Here is a 17,925-nt window from a genome sequence, read left to right on the forward strand (position 1 = left end):
CTTTAAATCAATATGATTAGAGTGATAGAAAAAGTATGCAGATTTCGGAGGACCCCATGAAAGAACGTTATACTGACCCTAAATTAAAAATCTTTGCCTTAAATTCCAACCGCCCACTGGCCCAAAAAATTGCCGATGAGGTAGGCGTGGAATTGGGTAAGCTTTCGGTTGACCGCTTTAGTGATGGCGAAATTCAAATCAATATCGAAGAAAGCGTCCGTGGCGATAATGTTTATGTTATTCAATCAACTTCAGCTCCCGTAAACGATAACCTGATGGAACTGATGATCATGATCGATGCCTTGCGTCGGGCAAGTGCCAATACGATCAACGTGGTCTTGCCTTACTACGGCTATGCTCGGCAAGACCGGAAAGCACGGAGCCGAGAACCAATTACGGCCAAGCTGGTTGCCAACATGCTGCAGAATTCCGGCGTGACGCGGATTGTTGCCCTTGATCTGCACGCTGCTCAGATTCAAGGTTTCTTTGACATTCCAGTCGATCATTTGATGGGGGCACCGCTTTTGGCTGACTACTTTATCAATGAGGGCGTGGCTGCCAATGCCGTTGTCGTTTCGCCAGACCATGGTGGGGTTACGCGAGCACGGGCCCTGGCAGAGTTTCTCAAGGCACCGATTGCTATCATTGATAAGCGGCGGCCACGGCCAAACGTTGCCAAGATTATGAATATCATTGGGGACGTCAAGGGCAAGAAATGTATCATGATTGATGACATGATTGATACTGCCGGTACGATTTCCAAAGGTGCGCAAGCCTTGATGGATGCCGGTGCAGAAGAAGTCTATGCTTCAGCTACGCATGCCGTTTTGTCGGGCCCAGCAATTGAGCGCTTGGACAATTCACCGTTAAAACAGGTCGTGGTTACGGATTCGATTCAGCTGCCTGACGAAAAGCAGATTGACAAGATCGTGCAGGTTTCCGTGGCTCCGCTGATTGGCGCGGCAATCAAGCGGATCAATGAAAATCGTCCCGTTAGTCCTTTGTTTAACAACCGTTTTGAACAGGCTAACGAAGATTAGATTTAATCAAAAGAGTCGCTATCTAAGCGGCTTTTTTTGATTTTGGGACTAAAAGGCGGTCCATGGTATAATAGTCGAGGCAAGACGAAAAAGGAGCAAAAAAATGAAATTTAAAACTTTGCTGAAACGGCTGATGCTGGGCACGGTTACGGTTGCAGCCGGGATTAGCCTGGTTGGCTGCGGCAGCTCGACCAGTACGCAGTCAAGCGAGTCGTCATCTGAGTCGTCACAATCAACGACCAAGACGACGGCGGCTTCCAAGGCCCGCGATCAAGCCAATAATCAGATTATGTCTGGTCAGTATAAGGAAGCCTTAAAAACGCTGCTGGCGGTCAAGAATCCAGATTCGCAGACGCGCAGCATGATTAAAGATCTGCAGAAATACTTAGCGGCTCAAGATGCCTATAATGATCAGGAATATGATGAAGCCGTCAACGATCTCAGTTCGGTATCATCAAATTCCAAACCGATGCGTTCGGCATTCATCAGTATGAAGAACAAGGCTAAGCAGGCTCAACAGGCAGCTTCTGCCAGTTCCTCTGCTCAAAGCAGTCAGGCTAACTCCAGCAGCTCAAGTACGACGGCATCATCCAGCTCAAGTTCCAGTTCGGCGGTCAATTCGGCAGCAGCCAGTCAGACCGGCATGGACGTAATCAATGCGTTTGCGGCTAAGATGAACTTTAACCAGTCGAGCTACGGGATTATTCCAGAAGGCAAGGATGGCGACGTATATACTTTTGAGGTTCGCCAAAACAACGATGATAATACCGTTGCTCATTTGATTGGTATCTATCAGTACAACGCTGCTACTGGCGCAGTTACCAAAATCAATTAACCAGTCTAAGTAAGAAGGCGAGAAATGGCATGAGTGAGGAAATCATTGCCCGTCCGTTGATTACGATCACCAATATCATCTGGAGCTTTAATCGGCAGACGCATGAGATGCAGCTGCTTTTGATCAAGCGGTCTGAAGCACCATTTAAAGATGCCTGGGCGCTGCCGGAAACGCTGCTGCGGAGTACGGAAAGTGCCGATGATGCCGCATTGCGCTTGATCAAGGATAAAATCGGGCTTGAGGTTCGGTCAACGGCAACGGAACAATTGGCAACGTTTACCGCGCCGCACCGATCAGTCGGTGAGCGGGCATTGGCGTTGGCGTACATGACTTTTTTGCCGGCAATGCCTAAGCTTAAGCCGGGATATGGTGCCGTTGCCGCCGAATGGTTTGCTTTTGAGAATTTTGGTCATCATTACTTATTGAGTGATGGCAGGCATCGGTTTGATCTTTCAAATACCTCACAGGCACTGGCGTTTGACCATGATCAAATCGTTACTACGGCTATTCAGCGCATTCGCAACAAATTGGACTATCAGCCAACGGTTCTGCAGGTATTGGGACCTACGTTTACGCTTAAAGAGGCACGCGAGGTCTATGCGCCATTTTGGCAGCTGACGGCAGATCAGATTGATAATTCAAATTTCCGCAAGACGCACCACCATCTTTTTAAAGAGGTTGGGACAGCAACGATTCGCAAGCGCAGCGGTCGACCACCCAAGATATATTCGTTGGCGAGCTTGCCAAATCCGTTGGAAAGGAGTAAAGTTGACAACAATTAAAGTCAACTTTACTTTTTTTTACGAAAATTAAAGTAATTTGTACTTTTATTTAAAGAGGTGAGACAAATGGCAAATGAAGCATTGCTGATTATTGACTACACCAATGATTTTGTGGCTGATGACGGCGCGCTGACTTGTGGCCAGGCTGCTCAGGCTTTAGACGAGCACATTACACAATTGGCAGATGATTTTCTAAAGGCTGGCAAGTGGGTCTATCTGCCGACTGACGTTCATCAGCAAAATGACCCGTACCACCCTGAAAGCCGGCTTTATCCGCCACACAACATCAAAGGAACCTGGGGACGCGAGCTGTACGGCCGGCTTGGCAAATGGTATCAGAAACACCAAGATGATGAGCATGTCGTTTTGCTGGATAAGACGCATTACTCATCGTTTTGCGGGACACCGCTTGATCTGCGGCTGAGAGAAAGAAAAGTTGACACGGTGCATCTGGCGGGTGTCTGCACGGATATCTGCGTTCTGCACACGGCGATTGCGGCATATGATCTGAACTATCAAATCGTGGTTCACGAAAAAGCCGTTGCGACCTTTGATCCGGCTGGCCAGGTCTGGGCGATGAAGCATTTTAAGAACGTTTTGAATGCTCGGATAGAAGATTGAAAGAAGTTTAGGGAGAAGAGAAATGGCAATGTCTGAAGAATTATTGACTGATCTGTATGAATTTTCAATGGCGAATGGCTATTATGCGACCCTGCCGCATGATCAAGAAGCGGTTTTTGACGTTTTTTACCGTAATGTTCCTGATAATGGCAGCTTTGTCATTGCGGCTGGATTGGCTCAGGTCGTTGAAGCGCTGCAGAATTTTCATTTTACGGATGATGACATCAGCTATCTGCGTTCATTGAATCTATTTTCGGCTGGCTTTTTGGACTATCTGGCCAATTTAAAGTTTTCCTGCACGGTCCGAGCAATTCCTGAGGGGACGCCGGTCTTTCCGCGCGAACCAATGCTGACGGTCAAAGGACCATTGCTGCAGTGTCAGCTGCTGGAGACGTTCGTATTGAACATCTTGAATCATCAGTCACTGATTGCCACTAAGTCGCGACGGATCTGTGCCGCTGCTGAAGGCCGTGCAGTTATGGAGTTTGGCGCGCGGCGGGCACAGGGACCAGATGCCTCAGTCTTTGGTGCAAGAGCGGCGGTAATCGGCGGGTGTACCAGTACCTCTAACTGCCTGGCAGCTAAGAAGTTTGGCCTGCAGGCGGCTGGGACGATGGCACACAGCTGGATTGAAAGCTACCCTGATGAGTTGACGGCTTTTCGCGCCTGGGCACAGGTTTATCCAGACAGTGCCTCACTGCTGGTCGACACCTATGATGTTTTGAAGAGTGGGGTGCCAAATGCAATCAAGGTCTTTAGAGAATTACGGGCTGCTGGTCATGAGCCGATTGGCATTCGGATTGATTCTGGCGACTTGACTCAATTGGCAACCAAGGCCCGGCAGATGCTGGATGAAGCTGGATTTGAAAATGCCAAGATTACGGCTTCCAATGCTTTGGATGAAACGGTGATTCAAGCATTGCTAAAAGAAGGCGCACCGCTGGACAACTTTGGTATTGGCGAAAAGCTGATCACCAGCTCGACTTCGCCAGTCTTGAGCGGGGTCTACAAAATGGCAGCGCTCAAGGTTGATGGACAATGGCAGCCAAAGATTAAGCTCAGCAACAGTCGTGAGAAGGTTACGCTGCCAGGCGACAAAATGGTCTACCGGCTTTATCGAAAAGATACGCCGGACCAAGCCTTTGCCGATGTGATTGCCCTGGCTGATGAAAAACTGCCTGAAAAGCTCTTGGCTATTAATGCCGATCCACTGGCAACTGATGACGAGATTGAGCTGACCGATTTTGTTGCCAAGCCATTGCAGCTGGAAGTAGTCGGCGCTAATGCCAGCTCGATTGAGACCGATGTAATGAAACTGCAGACGTCGATGAAGCATCAATTGGCACAGCTGCCTAAGGCTACGCAGCGCTTGATCAATCCTGATGTCTACCAAGTCTACTTGACGCCAAAGCTGTTTGAGCTTCAGCAGCGACTGATTAAAGAGCATCATCAAAAGGCTCAGGCTTAAAAACGAACCAGTTGAAAAATCTTAAACCGACAAAAACGACGCCGCGCAAAGCAGTCTTATTGCTTTGACATGGCGTCGTTTGTTTTTATTGGTAAATTGATCAGGCGTTTAAAACGTACTTTTCGATAGCTTCGGCAACGCCATCATGATTATTGTCATTTTCGGTAACAACGTCGGCCATCTGCAGCGTATGTGGAATCGAGTTGGCCATCGCCACGCCGGTTCCGGCAAACTCAATCATTGACTCATCATTTTGCGCGTTGCCGATTGCCATGACGTTGTCAGCGGTCAGATTCAGCTTGTCGGTCAAGGCAGATAAGGCCACGCCCTTGCTGGTCTGTTTGTTGATCAGCTCGAGGTAGAAGTCCTCACTGCGAACGACTCGGAAACGATCACTGAGTTCTTGAGGCATGTTGGCTAAAGCGGCATCGATTTTTTCTTTTTCATCGGTCATCATGGCCTTGCCAATCGTAATTGAATCGCGCATGTGGTTCAGCTGATCCATGCTGCGGTAGCGTAATGGCATGGATACCAGATTGGATTCATAAACCGTGTATGGGTTGATATCTTGGTTAGGCGTGTAGATATAGTCGCTGGTCTCAATAATTGATGAAACGTCCTGCTTGCGGCAGTATGATTCAAAATCAATGTAGTCGTCAAAATCAACCGTGTAGTGAGCCAAAACGGTACCGTCAGTCGCCTGGGCCAAAGCGCCGTTATAGCAGATAACGTATTCGTTTGCAGAATTGGCGAGTCCCAGCTGGTTGACATAGGCTTTCACACCAGTCATCGGACGACCGGTACATAAAACGATCCGGACGTCGCGCTTAGTGGCTTCATTGATTGCGGCAACGGTTGGTGGGGTGATCTGACGCTGGTCATTGATTAACGTACCATCGATATCGATCGCGACAAGTTTAATAGACATAAAAATACCTCCTGGATCTTTAATTGGCAACGACTTGATTGTTTTTAATGCAGTGCTGAAAGGCTTCATAGATTGGCTCGAAAATCTCGATGTCATTTTGCTGAGTCAGCATCTCACGCGGGAAGAAAAAGCGCTGATCGCCGGCTTCTCGGCCTGAGACGCTTGCCACCAGCGTGCTGACCTGTGACAGCTCAGTCAGTTCGCCATTTGGATAGATGAGCTCAATTTGCGTTTGCGGCTTTGAGTCTTGCGGGTTGTAGGTATCGTAAGGCAGCTTATAGCTGGAGTCGACAGCGGTATAATAGTCGACGTCAAAGCCGGCCGTGGTAATCAATTCACGCAGCTTGGGCAGCATGAAACGGGTCTGCTGATCATAGACGGCAGATTTGAATGGCCGTCGGTTGATAAAGCGCTGGGCCAGATCGCTTAAGATTTTATCGCTTGAATTCATCCAATGAATAAAATAAGTAGTCAAAACGCCATCGTCAAGCGTTAAATAGTCATTCAAGTCATAATGACCGTTAAAAAACGGCATCAGCAGTCGCGGCATGAACTCGGGCTGGTATTGACTTGGATGCTGATAAAGCCACTTGGCCCGCATCAGCAGGTGATCCAAGATGACCTCCATCGAGCGTGAAACTGGATGAAAGTAAACCTGCAGATACATCTGCAACCGACTGAGAATATAGTCCTCAACAGCGTGCATACCATTGATCTCAAAAGCAATGCCATCCTTGACCGGCCGCATCATGTGCAGAACGCGATCGAGATCGAACTTGCCGTAATTGGTACCTGTATAGTACGAATCGCGCTGCAGATAGTCCATCCGATCAGCATCGACTTGACTTGATATCATCTGAACCACCTGTGGATTTTGATAGGTGTGATCAATCACGCTGGCGACTTTTTGAGGAAAATCATTGCCGACGCGGCGCAGAATGCGATTGATATTGGTTGATTCACTGGTGATGATGCGCCGCGTAATCTGCTCGTGGTCAGTGTGAAAGATATGTTCAAACGTATGCGAGTAAGGCCCATGTCCCAGATCGTGAAGCAGTGCCGCGCAAAGGGCTACGGGGCGCTCTTGATCGTTCCACAATCCATCTTGAGGCGCTTGCTGCGGATAGTTGCGCTGAAAAAGGTTGCAGATGCGGCGCGTGATCTCATAAACGCCCAGACAATGGCCAAAACGAGAATGCTCGGCGCCATGAAAGGTCATTGAAGAGGTGCCGAGCTGTTTGATACGGCGCAGTCTCTGAAATTCCGGCGTGTCAATCAGATCAAGAATGATTTGATTGTCAACGATAATCGTACCGTGGATCGGGTCACGAAAGACTTTTTCGCGCGGCAGCTGTTCATCTTTAAATGTCATGACGAATCCTTTCTTAGAAAAAGCAGTTGGTTTAATTATACAAAATTATTATTTAGCCCGCATTGGTTGAGAAATTAAAAACAATCCGCGTATAATCAAATTGAAAAAATCGAGCAAAGGGGGCCGATGTCTATCAAATCCATTGTACCCGTTAAGGTCAGCTTAAAAACAAAAATGACTCAGGATGGCAAAAGCGATCATTATCATTTTGAAGAAGACGGCCAATTCGTTACGTTGGAAAATGGCCAGCATTATTTACGCTATGTCGAGCATCAAGGCAGCCAAGCCACGCCGGTTCAGTTTCGGTTAGCACCGGATGAGATTCATCTGATTCGCAGCGGCGCGCAGAAGACGCATTTTCGCTTTGCCAATGGCAGCGAGCATCTGACGCACTATCAAACGGAATATGGTCGGATCGCCCTGCGTGTCGTTACCAATCGCTTGGATGCCGATTTGAATCTGGCAGCCATCGCCGGTCATGTTGAGATCCGCTATCAGCTGCTGATGCAGGATCAATTAATCGGTAACTATCAGATTCAATTGCAATTTGGCGTGTAATATCGTATTATGTAGAGTAGACTTTTTGAGACTTTTTGAAGGGATGTGCACCAGTTTGGATTTAACCCATTTGGATTTAAAGGTTTTCGATGGCCAAGACAAGTCGGAACTGTCCATGATCGAAGTAGCGCACGCTATTTTGGCTTACCATGGTGAAGCAATGGCGTTCGCTGATTTGACCAACGAGGTTCAGCAATATCTTGGTAAGAGAGATGAGGAAATTCGGGAACGGCTTTCTCAGTTCTACACGGACCTGAACGTCGATGGCAGTTTTATTTCCCTTGGTGACAATACTTGGGGCCTGCGTGCATGGTACCCATACGAATCAATCGACGAAGCCACGGTTGGCGAAAACGAAGAAGAAGAAGATCGTCCAAAGAAGAAGCGTCGCAAGGTCAATGCCTTCTTGGCAGGGGCTGACGATGACGATGACGTTATCGACTACGACAATGATGACCCAGAAGATGACGATCTGGCCGACGTTGATGATGAAGATGACGGCGACGGCGAAGAAGAAGATTACGACAACCCAGATTACGATGAAGACAATCCACTCGCCGATGACGATGAGGACACCAATCTGGAAGATCAGCTCTCATCAGAAAACTTTGATGATGAAGATGACGTTGAAGACGATGATGACGAGGAATAAATAATACATCGCTCTTGACTAACCTGTTTGGTCTTTGTATTATTTTACTTGGGCTCCCAAGTTTATCTTGGGACTTTTCGTTTTAAAAAGCTCCCTGTTTCAGTGAAATGGGGAGCTTTTTTTGTATTAGAGAACCGGACGCAGTTCCAAAAGGAGAGAAATAATGACTAAATACATTTTCGTAACTGGTGGGGTTGTTTCATCATTGGGCAAAGGGATTATCGCTGCATCTCTGGGTCGATTGCTGAAAAACCGGGGTCTGAAAGTGGCCATTCAAAAGTTTGACCCATACTTGAACGTGGACCCTGGGACGATGAGCCCTTACCAGCACGGTGAGGTTTTCGTTACTGATGACGGTACGGAAACTGATTTGGACTTGGGACACTACGAACGGTTCATTGACAACAACCTCAACAAGTATTCCAACGTTACGACCGGTAAGATCTACTCAGAAGTATTGCACAAGGAACGGCGCGGCGACTATCTGGGACGAACCGTTCAAGTAATTCCACATATTACGGATGCTATCAAAGACAAGATCAAGCGGGCCGGCGAAAGTACGGATGCTGAAATCGTGATTACCGAAATCGGTGGGACGGTTGGCGATATTGAATCACAGCCATTCATGGAAGCCATTCGGGAAATGAAAAAGGATGCCGGTGCCGAAAACGTACTCTACATTCATGCTACGCTGATTCCATACCTGCATGCCGCGGGCGAAATGAAGACTAAACCAACTCAGCACAGCGTTCGCGAACTGCGTGGTCTAGGGATTCAGCCAAACATTTTGGTCGTACGGACGGAAGCACCGATTACTGACAGCATGCGCAAAAAGATTGCCATGTTCTGTGACGTTGATGAAAATGCCGTTATCGAATCCCGCGATGTTAAGGTATTGTACGAGATTCCGCTGAAGCTGCAAAAACAGGGCATGGACCAGCTGGTAGTCGATCACTTTGGCCTTGACGTTCCAGAAGCCGATATGCGCGACTGGACCAATATAATTCACCATATTGAAAATGGTCTGACCAACACGGTAACGATTGCCATGGTTGGTAAGTACACTGATCTGCAGGATGCCTACATTTCAGTTAATGAAGCATTGCGTCATGCCGGTTACCCAGTCAATGCCAAGGTTAAGATCGATCACTTCAACTCTGAGGACATCAATGACGAAAACGTTGCCGAAAAGCTGGGCAAGTACGATGGAATCTTGGTACCAGGTGGATTTGGCTCACGTGGGGTTGAAGGAATGATTGCTGCCATCAAGTATGCTCGTGAAAACGATGTGCCATACCTGGGAATCTGCCTTGGGATGCAGACGGCCTGCATTGAATTTGCCCGCGATGTGCTGGGCTACAAAGATGCCAACTCAACTGAATTTAATCCAAATACTGAACATAACATCATTGACCTGATGCCGGATCAAGAAGATGTTGAGAACATGGGCGGTACGCAGCGGCTCGGTTCTTACCCATGCAAGCTTAAGGCAGGAACCAAAGCAGCAGCTGCCTATGACAACAAGACGATGATTCACGAACGGCACCGGCACCGTTATGAATTTAACAACGAATACCGTGAAGCCATGGAAAAAGCTGGTCTGGTGATCTCGGGGGTTAATCCAGATCGGAACCTGGTTGAAGTCGTTGAACTGCCTAAGAACAAATTCTTCGTAGCAGCTCAATACCACCCAGAGTTCCTGTCACGACCAAACCGTCCCGAAGGCTTGTTTGCCGCATTCGTTAAGGCAGCTGCCGAAAATCAAAAATAATTAGTCTGTATCATAAAAAACGACGCGATCAGAGATGGTCACGTCGCTTTTTAGACTAGCGGCACGTAAGTTATGAAGATTGTTTGAAAAGGTTGTAATTTAGCGGTTTATTAATTATTATTAAAGCTGACTGTTTTAAAAATAAAGAAAGATTCAACTAAAAACAATTATCAATTTGTAAGCGAGGAAAACACAATCATGAAAAAAATGATCATTCAAGGAGGAAACCGACTTTCGGGCGAAGTTACCATCGGCGGAGCCAAGAACAGTACCGTGGCGTTGATTCCGGCGGCAATTCTGGCCGATACGCCTGTTCAGTTTGATACCGTGCCGGATATCTTGGATGTTCACAATCTGATGATTATTTTGGAATCAATGAATGTTAAGTCATCATTCAAGCATGGCGTTTTAAACATTGATCCCACTCAAATCATGGAAGCTGAACTGCCCAGCAAGGCGATCAAGAGTCTGCGGGCTTCCTACTACTTCATGGGAGCCCTGCTTGGCCGCTTTCACCGAGCAACGGTAACTTTTCCAGGTGGCGACAACATTGGTCCGCGGCCAATCGACCAGCATTTGAAGGCTTTCAAGGCTTTAGGCGCCAACGTCAGCGAGTCGGGCGGTACCGTTAAGATGGACGCGCCAAACGGACTGCATGGCACGCGGATCTTTATGGACATGGTTTCGGTCGGCGCTACGATCAACGCGGTTTTAGCAGCGGTGAGAGCCCAAGGAACCACGATCATCGAAAATGCCGCGCGCGAACCAGAAATCGTTGATCTGGCAACCTTCTTAAACAATATGGGGGCTAAGATTCGTGGGGTTGGGACCGATACGATTCGGATTACCGGTGTCGATACGCTGCAGTCAATGAACACGCATACGATCATTGCCGACCGGATCGAAACTGGGACTTATCTGTCATTAGCAGCTGCGATGGGGGATGGGGTCATGTTAAACAACGTAATTCCCGAGCACTTGGAGGCTTATACCAGCAAGCTGATCGACATGGGCGTTGACTTGCAGATCGACAGTGATAAGATCTATGTTCCCAAAACTGATCATCTAAAGCCAATCAGCGTCAAAACGATGCCTTATCCTGGTTTTGCCACTGATCTCCAGCAGCCATTGACGCCACTGCTTTCTAAAGCGGCTGGTGAAAGCACGATTGTTGATACGATCTATCCAAAGCGGGTCAAACACATCCCAGAACTGCAGAAGATGGGAATGGATATTGAGGCGCAGGATGGCCGGATCGTGGTTCGCCATACTGAAAAGCTGCATGGCGCTGATGTCAAGGCTGGCGAGATTCGTGCCGGGGCCTCGTTGATGATTGCCGGATTGATGGCTGATGGCGAAACGGTTATTCATGACGCGGACCACATTCTGCGCGGCTATGACCGGGTTGTTTGGAAACTCAACCGGCTGAATGCCAATGTTAGAATTGAAGAAGAATAGAAAATGACAGAGTAGTTGCAAGTTGAACAAAGATATGTTAATCTGTGAAGGTTGATTATCTATGTTTCAGGCAATGATTCATGGCAAAAGGAGCGTAAAATTTATGAAACAAGGAATTCATCCAGATTACCACTTGGTAGTTTTTGAAGACTCAGCAACCGGCTACAAGTTTATCTCCGGTTCTACGGCTACTTCTCGCGAAACCGTTAAATGGGAAGACGGCAACGAATACCCACTGATCCGGGTTGAAGTTACCTCAGATTCTCACCCATTCTACACGGGTAAGCAAAAGTTCACGCAAGCCGATGGTGCCGTGGACAAGTTCAACAAGAAGTACGGCCTCAAGTAAGCCGCATTTTGACAAAAAAGTCTCACTGCTGGATTTTTCCGCGGTGGGACTTTTGTTTTATCATTATAAAAGTCGAGAAAACTAAATATGCATCGCAAGTTAAACTGGCTGCGCTGGACCGTTGCCGTAATCCTGTTTGTCGTCGGACTGGCTTTGATTTTTAATCAGCAGATCAAGTCGGCTTTGGTTGACAGCTATCGACCGACCGTTACGCGGCAGGCTGTGGTTAAAAATCAAAAGAAAAAGGCCAGCTATGATTTTGACAGCGTCCAGGATCTTAGCCTGCAAAGCGTCGCAGCAGCGCGAGCTAAAAAACAGGCTATTAATGTAATTGGCGAGATTGCCATTCCTGATATTGATATGGTGCTGCCGATTGCCAAAGGAGTCGACAATACCACATTAGCTTTGGCTGCCGGCACGATGCGCGAAGACATGCAGATGGGGAAGGGCAACTATGCCTTGGCTGGACACAATATGGCCAATGGCAGCAAAATCTTGTTCTCACCGCTTTATTACCATGCCAAAAAGGGCCAGATGATCTATCTGACCGATATGAAGCGGGTCTATGAGTATCGAATCTATCAGCGTAAGTTCATCAAGGCAACCGACGTTCAAGTGGTCAATGATACCAAAAATGCCATCGTTACTTTGATTACCTGTGATGATACCGGTAAAGGACGTTTGCTGATCAGAGGAAAGCTGGTCCGCAGCGAGAAATTCTCTCAAGCACCTCAAAAAGCGCAAAAAGCTCTCAGCAGCAAGTATACAACAGGACGCGATCAAGAATAAAAAAGGGATCAGACGTGGTTATCTACGCCTGATCTCTTTTTGCTTATCATTGATTTTACGTCGCTGAATTAATGCTGGTCGTGCAGCTGGTGCTTTACGACATCCAACCAATAAGGAAGCGCCTCGGCCAAGCTGTCGTAGGTATCTTGGAAACGATGCGTATACCAGGGGTCGGGAATTGACGTACCAGCTTTGCCTGGCACCACGTCAAAGGCTTGATGAATCTTAAAGCGATCCTCTTTTGGCGCGATGGCTTTAAGATGCCGAATGTTCATGTCGTCCATGCCGATGATCAGATCAGCAGTGGCGAAATCTGCTTGAGTGATGGGACGCGAGATGAGCCCCTCAGTCGGCAGATGATACTTATGCATGATCTTAAGCGCGCCTGGATGCGGGCCGTTGCCTTCTTCTTCATAGCTGGTTGCGGCTGAGTCGACTTGGACTTGATCGGCCAGGTGATTTTGGGCGATCATTTGTCTAAACATTGCCTCTGCCATTGGGGAGCGACAGATATTGCCCAGACAGACAAATAAGACTTTCATAAAAAAGCTCCTTATAAATGGTTTTACAGCTTAATTTTATAAAAGATTAAGTTTTAGTGCAAAACAGCAAAATTATTTTATTCGCCTGGCATTAACTGTTATGATTAAGAAAATCAATTTCCTAAGGAGGAGTATTTTATGATGGCAGCAATTATCGCTGTAGTAGTCGTTATTCTGCTGATCGTTTGGTACGTCAGCATCTATAACGGCTTTGTCACTACGCGCAATCAGGTTGAAGAATCAGCCAGCCAGATCGACGTGCAGCTGCAGCGGCGAAACGACTTGATTCCCAACCTGGTCAACACGGTTAAGGGATACAGCAAATATGAAGCCGGAACGCTGGAAAAGGTAACGGCTTTGAGAAATCAGTTAGCCGGAATGAATATGGAAGACGATCCGCAAAAAACAATGGAAGTCTCCAACCAGCTGAGCGGTACTTTGAAATCATTGTTTGCCGTAAGCGAAGCCTATCCAGATCTAAAAGCCAGTGCTGAATATCAAAAGCTGATGGAAGAACTGACCAATACGGAAAACAAGATTGCCTACTCACGCCAGCTTTACAACAGCTGCGTACGGCGCTTTAACGAAAAGCTGCAGGCATTTCCTTCCAACCTGGTCGGCAAGATTCATCACTTTACGCAGTTTGAATACCTGCAAGTACCAGTTGAGGCTCGAGAAACGCCAAAAGTTGAATTTTAAAAACGGTTTGGGGTAACGCATGCTTTATCAACAGATTAACATGAATAAGCGGCGGACGGTCTATGTGGTCTTTGGCTTTTGTCTGCTGGTTGCGCTGGTAGGAGCTGCAGTTGGCTACTGGCTGGCCGGATCAACCGTTGTCGGCATCACCATGGCATTAGTGATTGCCTTGATCTATGTCTCAGTCATGATTGGGCAGTCAACGGATGTCGTGATGAACATGAATCATGCTCACGAGATTCATTCGGCTGCTGAATCGCCTGAGCTTTGGCATGTTGTTGAAGACATGGCGATGGTCGCACAGGTACCGATGCCGCGGGTCTTCATTATTGACGATCCCAGTCCCAATGCCTTTGCAACCGGCAACGATCCTAAACATTCTGCAGTGGCGGCTACGACTGGCTTGATGCAGATGATGAATCGTGAGGAGCTGGAAGGCGTAATGGGACATGAGATCACTCACGTTCGTAATTATGATATTCGCCTGCAGACGATCGCACTGGCGCTTTCAGCTGCAATCTCATTTTTGGTCAACCTGGTCAGCAATTTTTGGTGGCTGGGCGGGGGCCGCAGTGATGATGATGATGACCGTGGTGTCAATATCTTCGGTATGCTGGCGTCATTGCTGCTGATTATTTTAGCACCACTGGCGGCGGCGATTGCGCAGATGGCACTGTCACGCAATCGTGAATATCTGGCTGATGCTGGATCCGTAGAACTGACGCGTAATCCACAAGGGATGATCAGTGCACTGCGCAAGCTGGAACATGCCGAACCGATGCAGCAGGCTGATCCCAGCAGCGCATCTTTATATATCACTGATCCTGAAGAAAATGCCAAGCGTCATCGCTGGCTGGATCATCTTTTCGATACGCACCCGCCACTGGAGGATCGGATTGCCCGCTTGGAAGAAATGTAGGGCTTGATCAATAGTCGAATCAAGGCTCAAGGTTTGCCTGACGACAACCTTGAGCCTTTTTTGATCCATAAAAATTCAATGCCTTTGCTATTGATAAATTTATAACCCTCGTTTTGTGATCGTAAGGGTGATATAATTAATCAGTTAGACTAGTCGGTACGAAAGTTCAAAAAAACAAATAAAAGAGGAAATTTCCATGAAGATGAGTTTAGCCGAGATTGCAAAGGCAATTCGGGTGCAAAATGATATTGCAAAATGGCAGGACCTAGAAGTAACCAATGTGGCCTTTGACAGCCGTGCTCTGGAAGCTGGGGCACTGTTTATTCCATTAATGGGTGAGCAGGATGGGCACAAATACGTTGCCAATGCGTTTGAAAATGGCGCAGTGGCATCGCTTTGGGCCAGTGATCACGATCTGCCGTCAACTGATCAGCCATTGCTGGTGGTTGATGATCCGCTGCAGGCACTGCAGGAATTAAGTCAATACTATCTGCACAAGATCAATCCATTCGTGGTTGCCGTAACTGGCAGCAATGGCAAGACGACCACCAAGGATATGACGTCTTCAATCTTGGCGACCCAAATGAACGTAACCAAAACGCATGCCAACTTTAATAATGAGATTGGCGTGCCGATTACGCTGCTCAACATGAACCCAAATACGGAAGCCGTAGTGGTTGAAATGGGGATGGATCGTCCAGGACAATTAGACTTTTTGAGCAAGTTGACTACGCCTGACATTGCAGTGATCACGATGATCGGCGAGGCGCATATCGAATTTTTCGGTACGCGCGATAAGATTGCTGATGCCAAAATGGAAATCACGCATGGCTTAAAAGAGGACGGTACGCTGGTATACAATGGCGATGAGCCGCTGCTTAAAGAGCGTGCCGCCAAGCTTAAGCAATACACCAAGACATTTGGCCGAGAACTGGGCAACGATCTGTATGCCACCAGTGTTACGGCTGCACCTAATCATGTTACGTTCCAGGTTAACGAGTGGCCAGGACTGAACTTTGATCTGCCAATGGGGGGCGAATATAACGTCAACAACGCTTTGGCAGCCATCATGGTCGGCAAGCTGCTGCACGTCAAACCGAAAAACATGCAGCAGGCTTTGGCTGGCGTTGAATTAACGGCCAACCGTGCTGAATGGATTCAAGGTGATGCTGGTGAGGCAATCTTAAGTGATGTCTATAATTCGAATCCAACGGCCGTTAAACAGGTTATCAAGACGCTGGCCGCGGTCAAGACCAATGGCCGGCATATTGCCGTATTGGGTGATATGCTTGAGCTAGGCGATGCTTCGGCCAAACTGCATGCCAGTCTGGCTGAGGCCATCTCGCATGATCAGATCGATGCCGTTTATCTGGTTGGTCAGGAAATGAACAACTTAAAAGATCAGCTGATCAAAGACGGTTATCCTCAAGAAGCCATTCACAGCTATGCAGCTGACCAGCTGGAAGAGTTAACGAGTGATTTAAAGTCGGTCCTAACGGCTGACGATGCAATTCTGATGAAGGCCAGCCACGGTATTCATCTGGAAAAGGTACTGGCAGAACTGGCCAGTGCCAATGAGAAGTAATCATAATCATGTCTAGTCATGATTGAATTTTAAGGAGAATTTATTTAAGTGAAATTTGGAGAATTAGGGTTGTCAAACAGCCTGCTTAAAGCCATCAAACGCAGCGGCTATGAAGAAGCCACGCCAATTCAAGAACAAACGATTCCGATGGTTTTAAATGGTGATGACGTAATTGGTCAGGCACAAACCGGGACTGGTAAGACGGCCGCGTTTGGACTGCCGATTCTTGAACACATTGATCCTCAGAATTCGGCAATTCAAGCCCTGATCATTTCGCCAACGCGTGAATTGGCGATCCAGACGCAAGAAGAGCTGTATCGGCTGGGAAAAGACAAGCGGGCCAAGGTTCAGGTCGTCTATGGTGGAGCTGATATTCGCCGTCAGATCAAGAGCCTGAAGCATCAGCCAGAGATTCTGGTTGGGACGCCGGGCCGGCTGCGGGATCATATTCGGCGGCATACGGTTGATTTGAGTCAGATTAATACGCTGGTTTTGGATGAGGCTGATGAGATGCTGAACATGGGCTTTTTAGAAGACATTGAAGCCATCATCAACGAAACGCCGGCAACACGGCAGACGCTACTGTTCAGTGCAACGATGCCGCCAGAAATTAAGCGGATCGGTATGCAGTTTATGAAAGAACCCAAGACCGTACGCATTCAGGCCCAAGAGCTGACGACCGATCTGGTGGATCAATACTACGTTCGGGCACGCGATTATGAAAAGTTCGACATCATGACGCGATTGATTGATGTTCAAGATCCTGACTTAACGATCGTATTTGGCCGAACCAAGCGTCGCGTCGATGAGCTGTCGAAGGGCTTAACGGCACGCGGCTATAACGCGGCTGGTATTCATGGCGATCTGACACAGGATCGGCGGACCAAGATCATGAAACGCTTTAAGGAAGGCAAGCTTGATATCCTGGTTGCCACCGACGTTGCGGCACGTGGACTTGATATCTCAGGCGTTACGCATGTCTACAACTATGACATTCCATCCGATCCCGACAGCTACGTTCACCGGATTGGTCGAACTGGCCGTGCCGGGCATCATGGCGTTTCGTTGACGTTTGTCACGCCAAATGAGATGGACTATCTGCATGAGATTGAAAAGCTGACCAAGGTGCGCATGCTGCCTTTGAAGCCGCCAACTGAAGAAGAAGCGTTTAAGGGGCAGCTGGCCAGTGCCGTCAGTGAGATCGATGAACTGATCGCACAGCCATCCACGCAGCGCTATGCCGACGCCGCGCAAAAACTGCTGGAAACGCATGATGCCCTTGATCTGGCAGCGGCCCTGCTTAATGATATGACCAAAGAAGCTGCCAGCCAGGTACCGGTTAAGATTACGCCAGAACGGCCATTGCCACGGCGCAAGCGTCGTCAGAGCAGTGGCTATCGTGGCAGCAGCTATCGCCATGGCAACTCATCGCATCGCAGTTATCGTGGCGGCAAGCGTACCGGTCAGAGCAAGAGTCGCCGCAGCTATCGCGAAGACTCGCATGGCAAGGGACGCCGCGGCTTTAACATTCGCCGTCGTGGTGGTCAGGAACAATAG

Annotated in this window: 18 protein-coding genes; 15 read left to right on the top strand and 3 right to left on the bottom strand. The window is 48.0% G+C overall.

The window, feature by feature from the left end:
* The first annotated feature begins 56 nt into the window (after positions 1 to 56).
* The 5 genes from H0G69_RS00820 (at position 57) to H0G69_RS00840 (ending at position 4,746) form a co-directional block, all read left to right on the top strand.
* On the top strand, positions 57 to 1,040 hold the full coding sequence (locus H0G69_RS00820) for a ribose-phosphate diphosphokinase (RefSeq protein WP_180304958.1): 984 nt from the start codon (positions 57 to 59) through the stop codon (positions 1,038 to 1,040).
* A 103-nt stretch (positions 1,041 to 1,143) separates the two neighbouring features.
* The gene (locus H0G69_RS00825) at positions 1,144 to 1,875 is read left to right on the top strand and encodes a hypothetical protein (protein WP_033935241.1); all 732 of its coding nucleotides are present in this window, start codon (positions 1,144 to 1,146) and stop codon (positions 1,873 to 1,875) included.
* Between the two features lie 29 nt (positions 1,876 to 1,904).
* Entirely contained in the window at positions 1,905 to 2,657 is a 753-nt protein-coding gene (locus H0G69_RS00830) for an NUDIX hydrolase (protein WP_033935242.1), read from the top strand.
* Positions 2,658 to 2,723: 66 nt separating this feature from the next.
* Positions 2,724 to 3,278: a cysteine hydrolase family protein gene (locus H0G69_RS00835; protein WP_048344764.1), complete on the top strand. Its 555-nt coding sequence runs from the start codon at positions 2,724 to 2,726 to the stop codon at positions 3,276 to 3,278.
* Positions 3,279 to 3,300: 22 nt separating this feature from the next.
* On the top strand, positions 3,301 to 4,746 hold the full coding sequence (locus tag H0G69_RS00840; RefSeq protein ID WP_180304959.1) for a nicotinate phosphoribosyltransferase: 1,446 nt from the start codon (positions 3,301 to 3,303) through the stop codon (positions 4,744 to 4,746).
* A gap of 100 nt (positions 4,747 to 4,846) precedes the next feature.
* Here the strand turns inward: H0G69_RS00840 and yidA are convergent, their stop codons facing one another.
* Both yidA and H0G69_RS00850 read right to left on the bottom strand, forming a co-directional pair.
* Positions 4,847 to 5,674 (bottom strand): sugar-phosphatase, encoded by an 828-nt coding sequence (yidA, locus tag H0G69_RS00845; protein ID WP_180304960.1) that lies wholly within the window; start codon positions 5,672 to 5,674, stop codon positions 4,847 to 4,849.
* 19 nt (positions 5,675 to 5,693) lie between these two features.
* Positions 5,694 to 7,046 (bottom strand): HD domain-containing protein, encoded by a 1,353-nt coding sequence (locus tag H0G69_RS00850; protein WP_033935246.1) that lies wholly within the window; start codon positions 7,044 to 7,046, stop codon positions 5,694 to 5,696.
* A 126-nt stretch (positions 7,047 to 7,172) separates the two neighbouring features.
* Between H0G69_RS00850 and H0G69_RS00855 the strand changes: the two genes are divergently transcribed.
* The 6 genes from H0G69_RS00855 to H0G69_RS00880 all read left to right on the top strand — a co-directional run bounded on the left by H0G69_RS00855 (position 7,173) and on the right by H0G69_RS00880 (position 12,623).
* On the top strand, positions 7,173 to 7,604 hold the full coding sequence (locus H0G69_RS00855) for a YwiB family protein (RefSeq protein ID WP_180304961.1): 432 nt from the start codon (positions 7,173 to 7,175) through the stop codon (positions 7,602 to 7,604).
* A 70-nt stretch (positions 7,605 to 7,674) separates the two neighbouring features.
* Complete coding sequence (rpoE, locus tag H0G69_RS00860; protein WP_180305361.1) at positions 7,675 to 8,256, top strand: DNA-directed RNA polymerase subunit delta; 582 nt, start codon at positions 7,675 to 7,677, stop codon at positions 8,254 to 8,256.
* Positions 8,257 to 8,419: 163 nt separating this feature from the next.
* Entirely contained in the window at positions 8,420 to 10,027 is a 1,608-nt protein-coding gene (locus tag H0G69_RS00865; RefSeq protein WP_180304962.1) for a CTP synthase, read from the top strand.
* A gap of 198 nt (positions 10,028 to 10,225) precedes the next feature.
* Positions 10,226 to 11,485, top strand: a complete 1,260-nt coding sequence (locus H0G69_RS00870) for a UDP-N-acetylglucosamine 1-carboxyvinyltransferase (RefSeq protein WP_006499401.1) — start codon at positions 10,226 to 10,228, stop codon at positions 11,483 to 11,485.
* Positions 11,486 to 11,588: 103 nt separating this feature from the next.
* On the top strand, positions 11,589 to 11,834 hold the full coding sequence (locus tag H0G69_RS00875; protein WP_033935267.1) for a type B 50S ribosomal protein L31: 246 nt from the start codon (positions 11,589 to 11,591) through the stop codon (positions 11,832 to 11,834).
* An 87-nt stretch (positions 11,835 to 11,921) separates the two neighbouring features.
* Complete coding sequence (locus H0G69_RS00880; protein ID WP_180304963.1) at positions 11,922 to 12,623, top strand: class A sortase; 702 nt, start codon at positions 11,922 to 11,924, stop codon at positions 12,621 to 12,623.
* A gap of 68 nt (positions 12,624 to 12,691) precedes the next feature.
* Here the strand turns inward: H0G69_RS00880 and H0G69_RS00885 are convergent, their stop codons facing one another.
* Positions 12,692 to 13,165, bottom strand: coding sequence for a low molecular weight protein-tyrosine-phosphatase (locus H0G69_RS00885; RefSeq protein WP_180304964.1), 474 nt, complete (start codon positions 13,163 to 13,165; stop codon positions 12,692 to 12,694).
* Positions 13,166 to 13,306: 141 nt separating this feature from the next.
* Between H0G69_RS00885 and H0G69_RS00890 the strand changes: the two genes are divergently transcribed.
* The 4 genes from H0G69_RS00890 (at position 13,307) to cshA (ending at position 17,925) form a co-directional block, all read left to right on the top strand.
* Positions 13,307 to 13,864: a LemA family protein gene (locus tag H0G69_RS00890; protein ID WP_180305362.1), complete on the top strand. Its 558-nt coding sequence runs from the start codon at positions 13,307 to 13,309 to the stop codon at positions 13,862 to 13,864.
* Between the two features lie 19 nt (positions 13,865 to 13,883).
* Positions 13,884 to 14,783, top strand: a complete 900-nt coding sequence (gene htpX / locus H0G69_RS00895) for a zinc metalloprotease HtpX (protein ID WP_180304965.1) — start codon at positions 13,884 to 13,886, stop codon at positions 14,781 to 14,783.
* A 196-nt stretch (positions 14,784 to 14,979) separates the two neighbouring features.
* Positions 14,980 to 16,368 carry a UDP-N-acetylmuramoyl-tripeptide--D-alanyl-D-alanine ligase gene (locus H0G69_RS00900; RefSeq protein ID WP_180304966.1) on the top strand — a complete coding sequence of 463 codons (1,389 nt, stop codon included), beginning with the start codon at positions 14,980 to 14,982 and terminating at the stop codon, positions 16,366 to 16,368.
* A gap of 48 nt (positions 16,369 to 16,416) precedes the next feature.
* On the top strand, positions 16,417 to 17,925 hold the full coding sequence (gene cshA, locus H0G69_RS00905) for a degradosome RNA helicase CshA (RefSeq protein WP_240164357.1): 1,509 nt from the start codon (positions 16,417 to 16,419) through the stop codon (positions 17,923 to 17,925).

It is taken from the genome of Limosilactobacillus mucosae (genome assembly GCF_013423865.1).
GTDB lineage: Bacteria > Bacillota > Bacilli > Lactobacillales > Lactobacillaceae > Limosilactobacillus > Limosilactobacillus mucosae.

Coding starts and splice junctions, on each gene's coding strand:
- htpX (WP_180304965.1), top strand. CDS start 13,884: ATGCTTTATCAACAGATTAACATGAATAAGCGGCGGACGGTCTATGTG.
- H0G69_RS00840 (WP_180304959.1), top strand. CDS start 3,301: ATGGCAATGTCTGAAGAATTATTGACTGATCTGTATGAATTTTCAATG.
- H0G69_RS00830 (WP_033935242.1), top strand. CDS start 1,905: ATGAGTGAGGAAATCATTGCCCGTCCGTTGATTACGATCACCAATATC.
- H0G69_RS00855 (WP_180304961.1), top strand. CDS start 7,173: ATGTCTATCAAATCCATTGTACCCGTTAAGGTCAGCTTAAAAACAAAA.
- H0G69_RS00825 (WP_033935241.1), top strand. CDS start 1,144: ATGAAATTTAAAACTTTGCTGAAACGGCTGATGCTGGGCACGGTTACG.
- H0G69_RS00865 (WP_180304962.1), top strand. CDS start 8,420: ATGACTAAATACATTTTCGTAACTGGTGGGGTTGTTTCATCATTGGGC.
- H0G69_RS00875 (WP_033935267.1), top strand. CDS start 11,589: ATGAAACAAGGAATTCATCCAGATTACCACTTGGTAGTTTTTGAAGAC.
- yidA (WP_180304960.1), bottom strand. CDS start 5,674: ATGTCTATTAAACTTGTCGCGATCGATATCGATGGTACGTTAATCAAT.
- H0G69_RS00880 (WP_180304963.1), top strand. CDS start 11,922: ATGCATCGCAAGTTAAACTGGCTGCGCTGGACCGTTGCCGTAATCCTG.
- H0G69_RS00870 (WP_006499401.1), top strand. CDS start 10,226: ATGAAAAAAATGATCATTCAAGGAGGAAACCGACTTTCGGGCGAAGTT.
- H0G69_RS00835 (WP_048344764.1), top strand. CDS start 2,724: ATGGCAAATGAAGCATTGCTGATTATTGACTACACCAATGATTTTGTG.
- H0G69_RS00885 (WP_180304964.1), bottom strand. CDS start 13,165: ATGAAAGTCTTATTTGTCTGTCTGGGCAATATCTGTCGCTCCCCAATG.
- H0G69_RS00890 (WP_180305362.1), top strand. CDS start 13,307: ATGGCAGCAATTATCGCTGTAGTAGTCGTTATTCTGCTGATCGTTTGG.
- H0G69_RS00900 (WP_180304966.1), top strand. CDS start 14,980: ATGAAGATGAGTTTAGCCGAGATTGCAAAGGCAATTCGGGTGCAAAAT.
- H0G69_RS00820 (WP_180304958.1), top strand. CDS start 57: ATGAAAGAACGTTATACTGACCCTAAATTAAAAATCTTTGCCTTAAAT.
- H0G69_RS00850 (WP_033935246.1), bottom strand. CDS start 7,046: ATGACATTTAAAGATGAACAGCTGCCGCGCGAAAAAGTCTTTCGTGAC.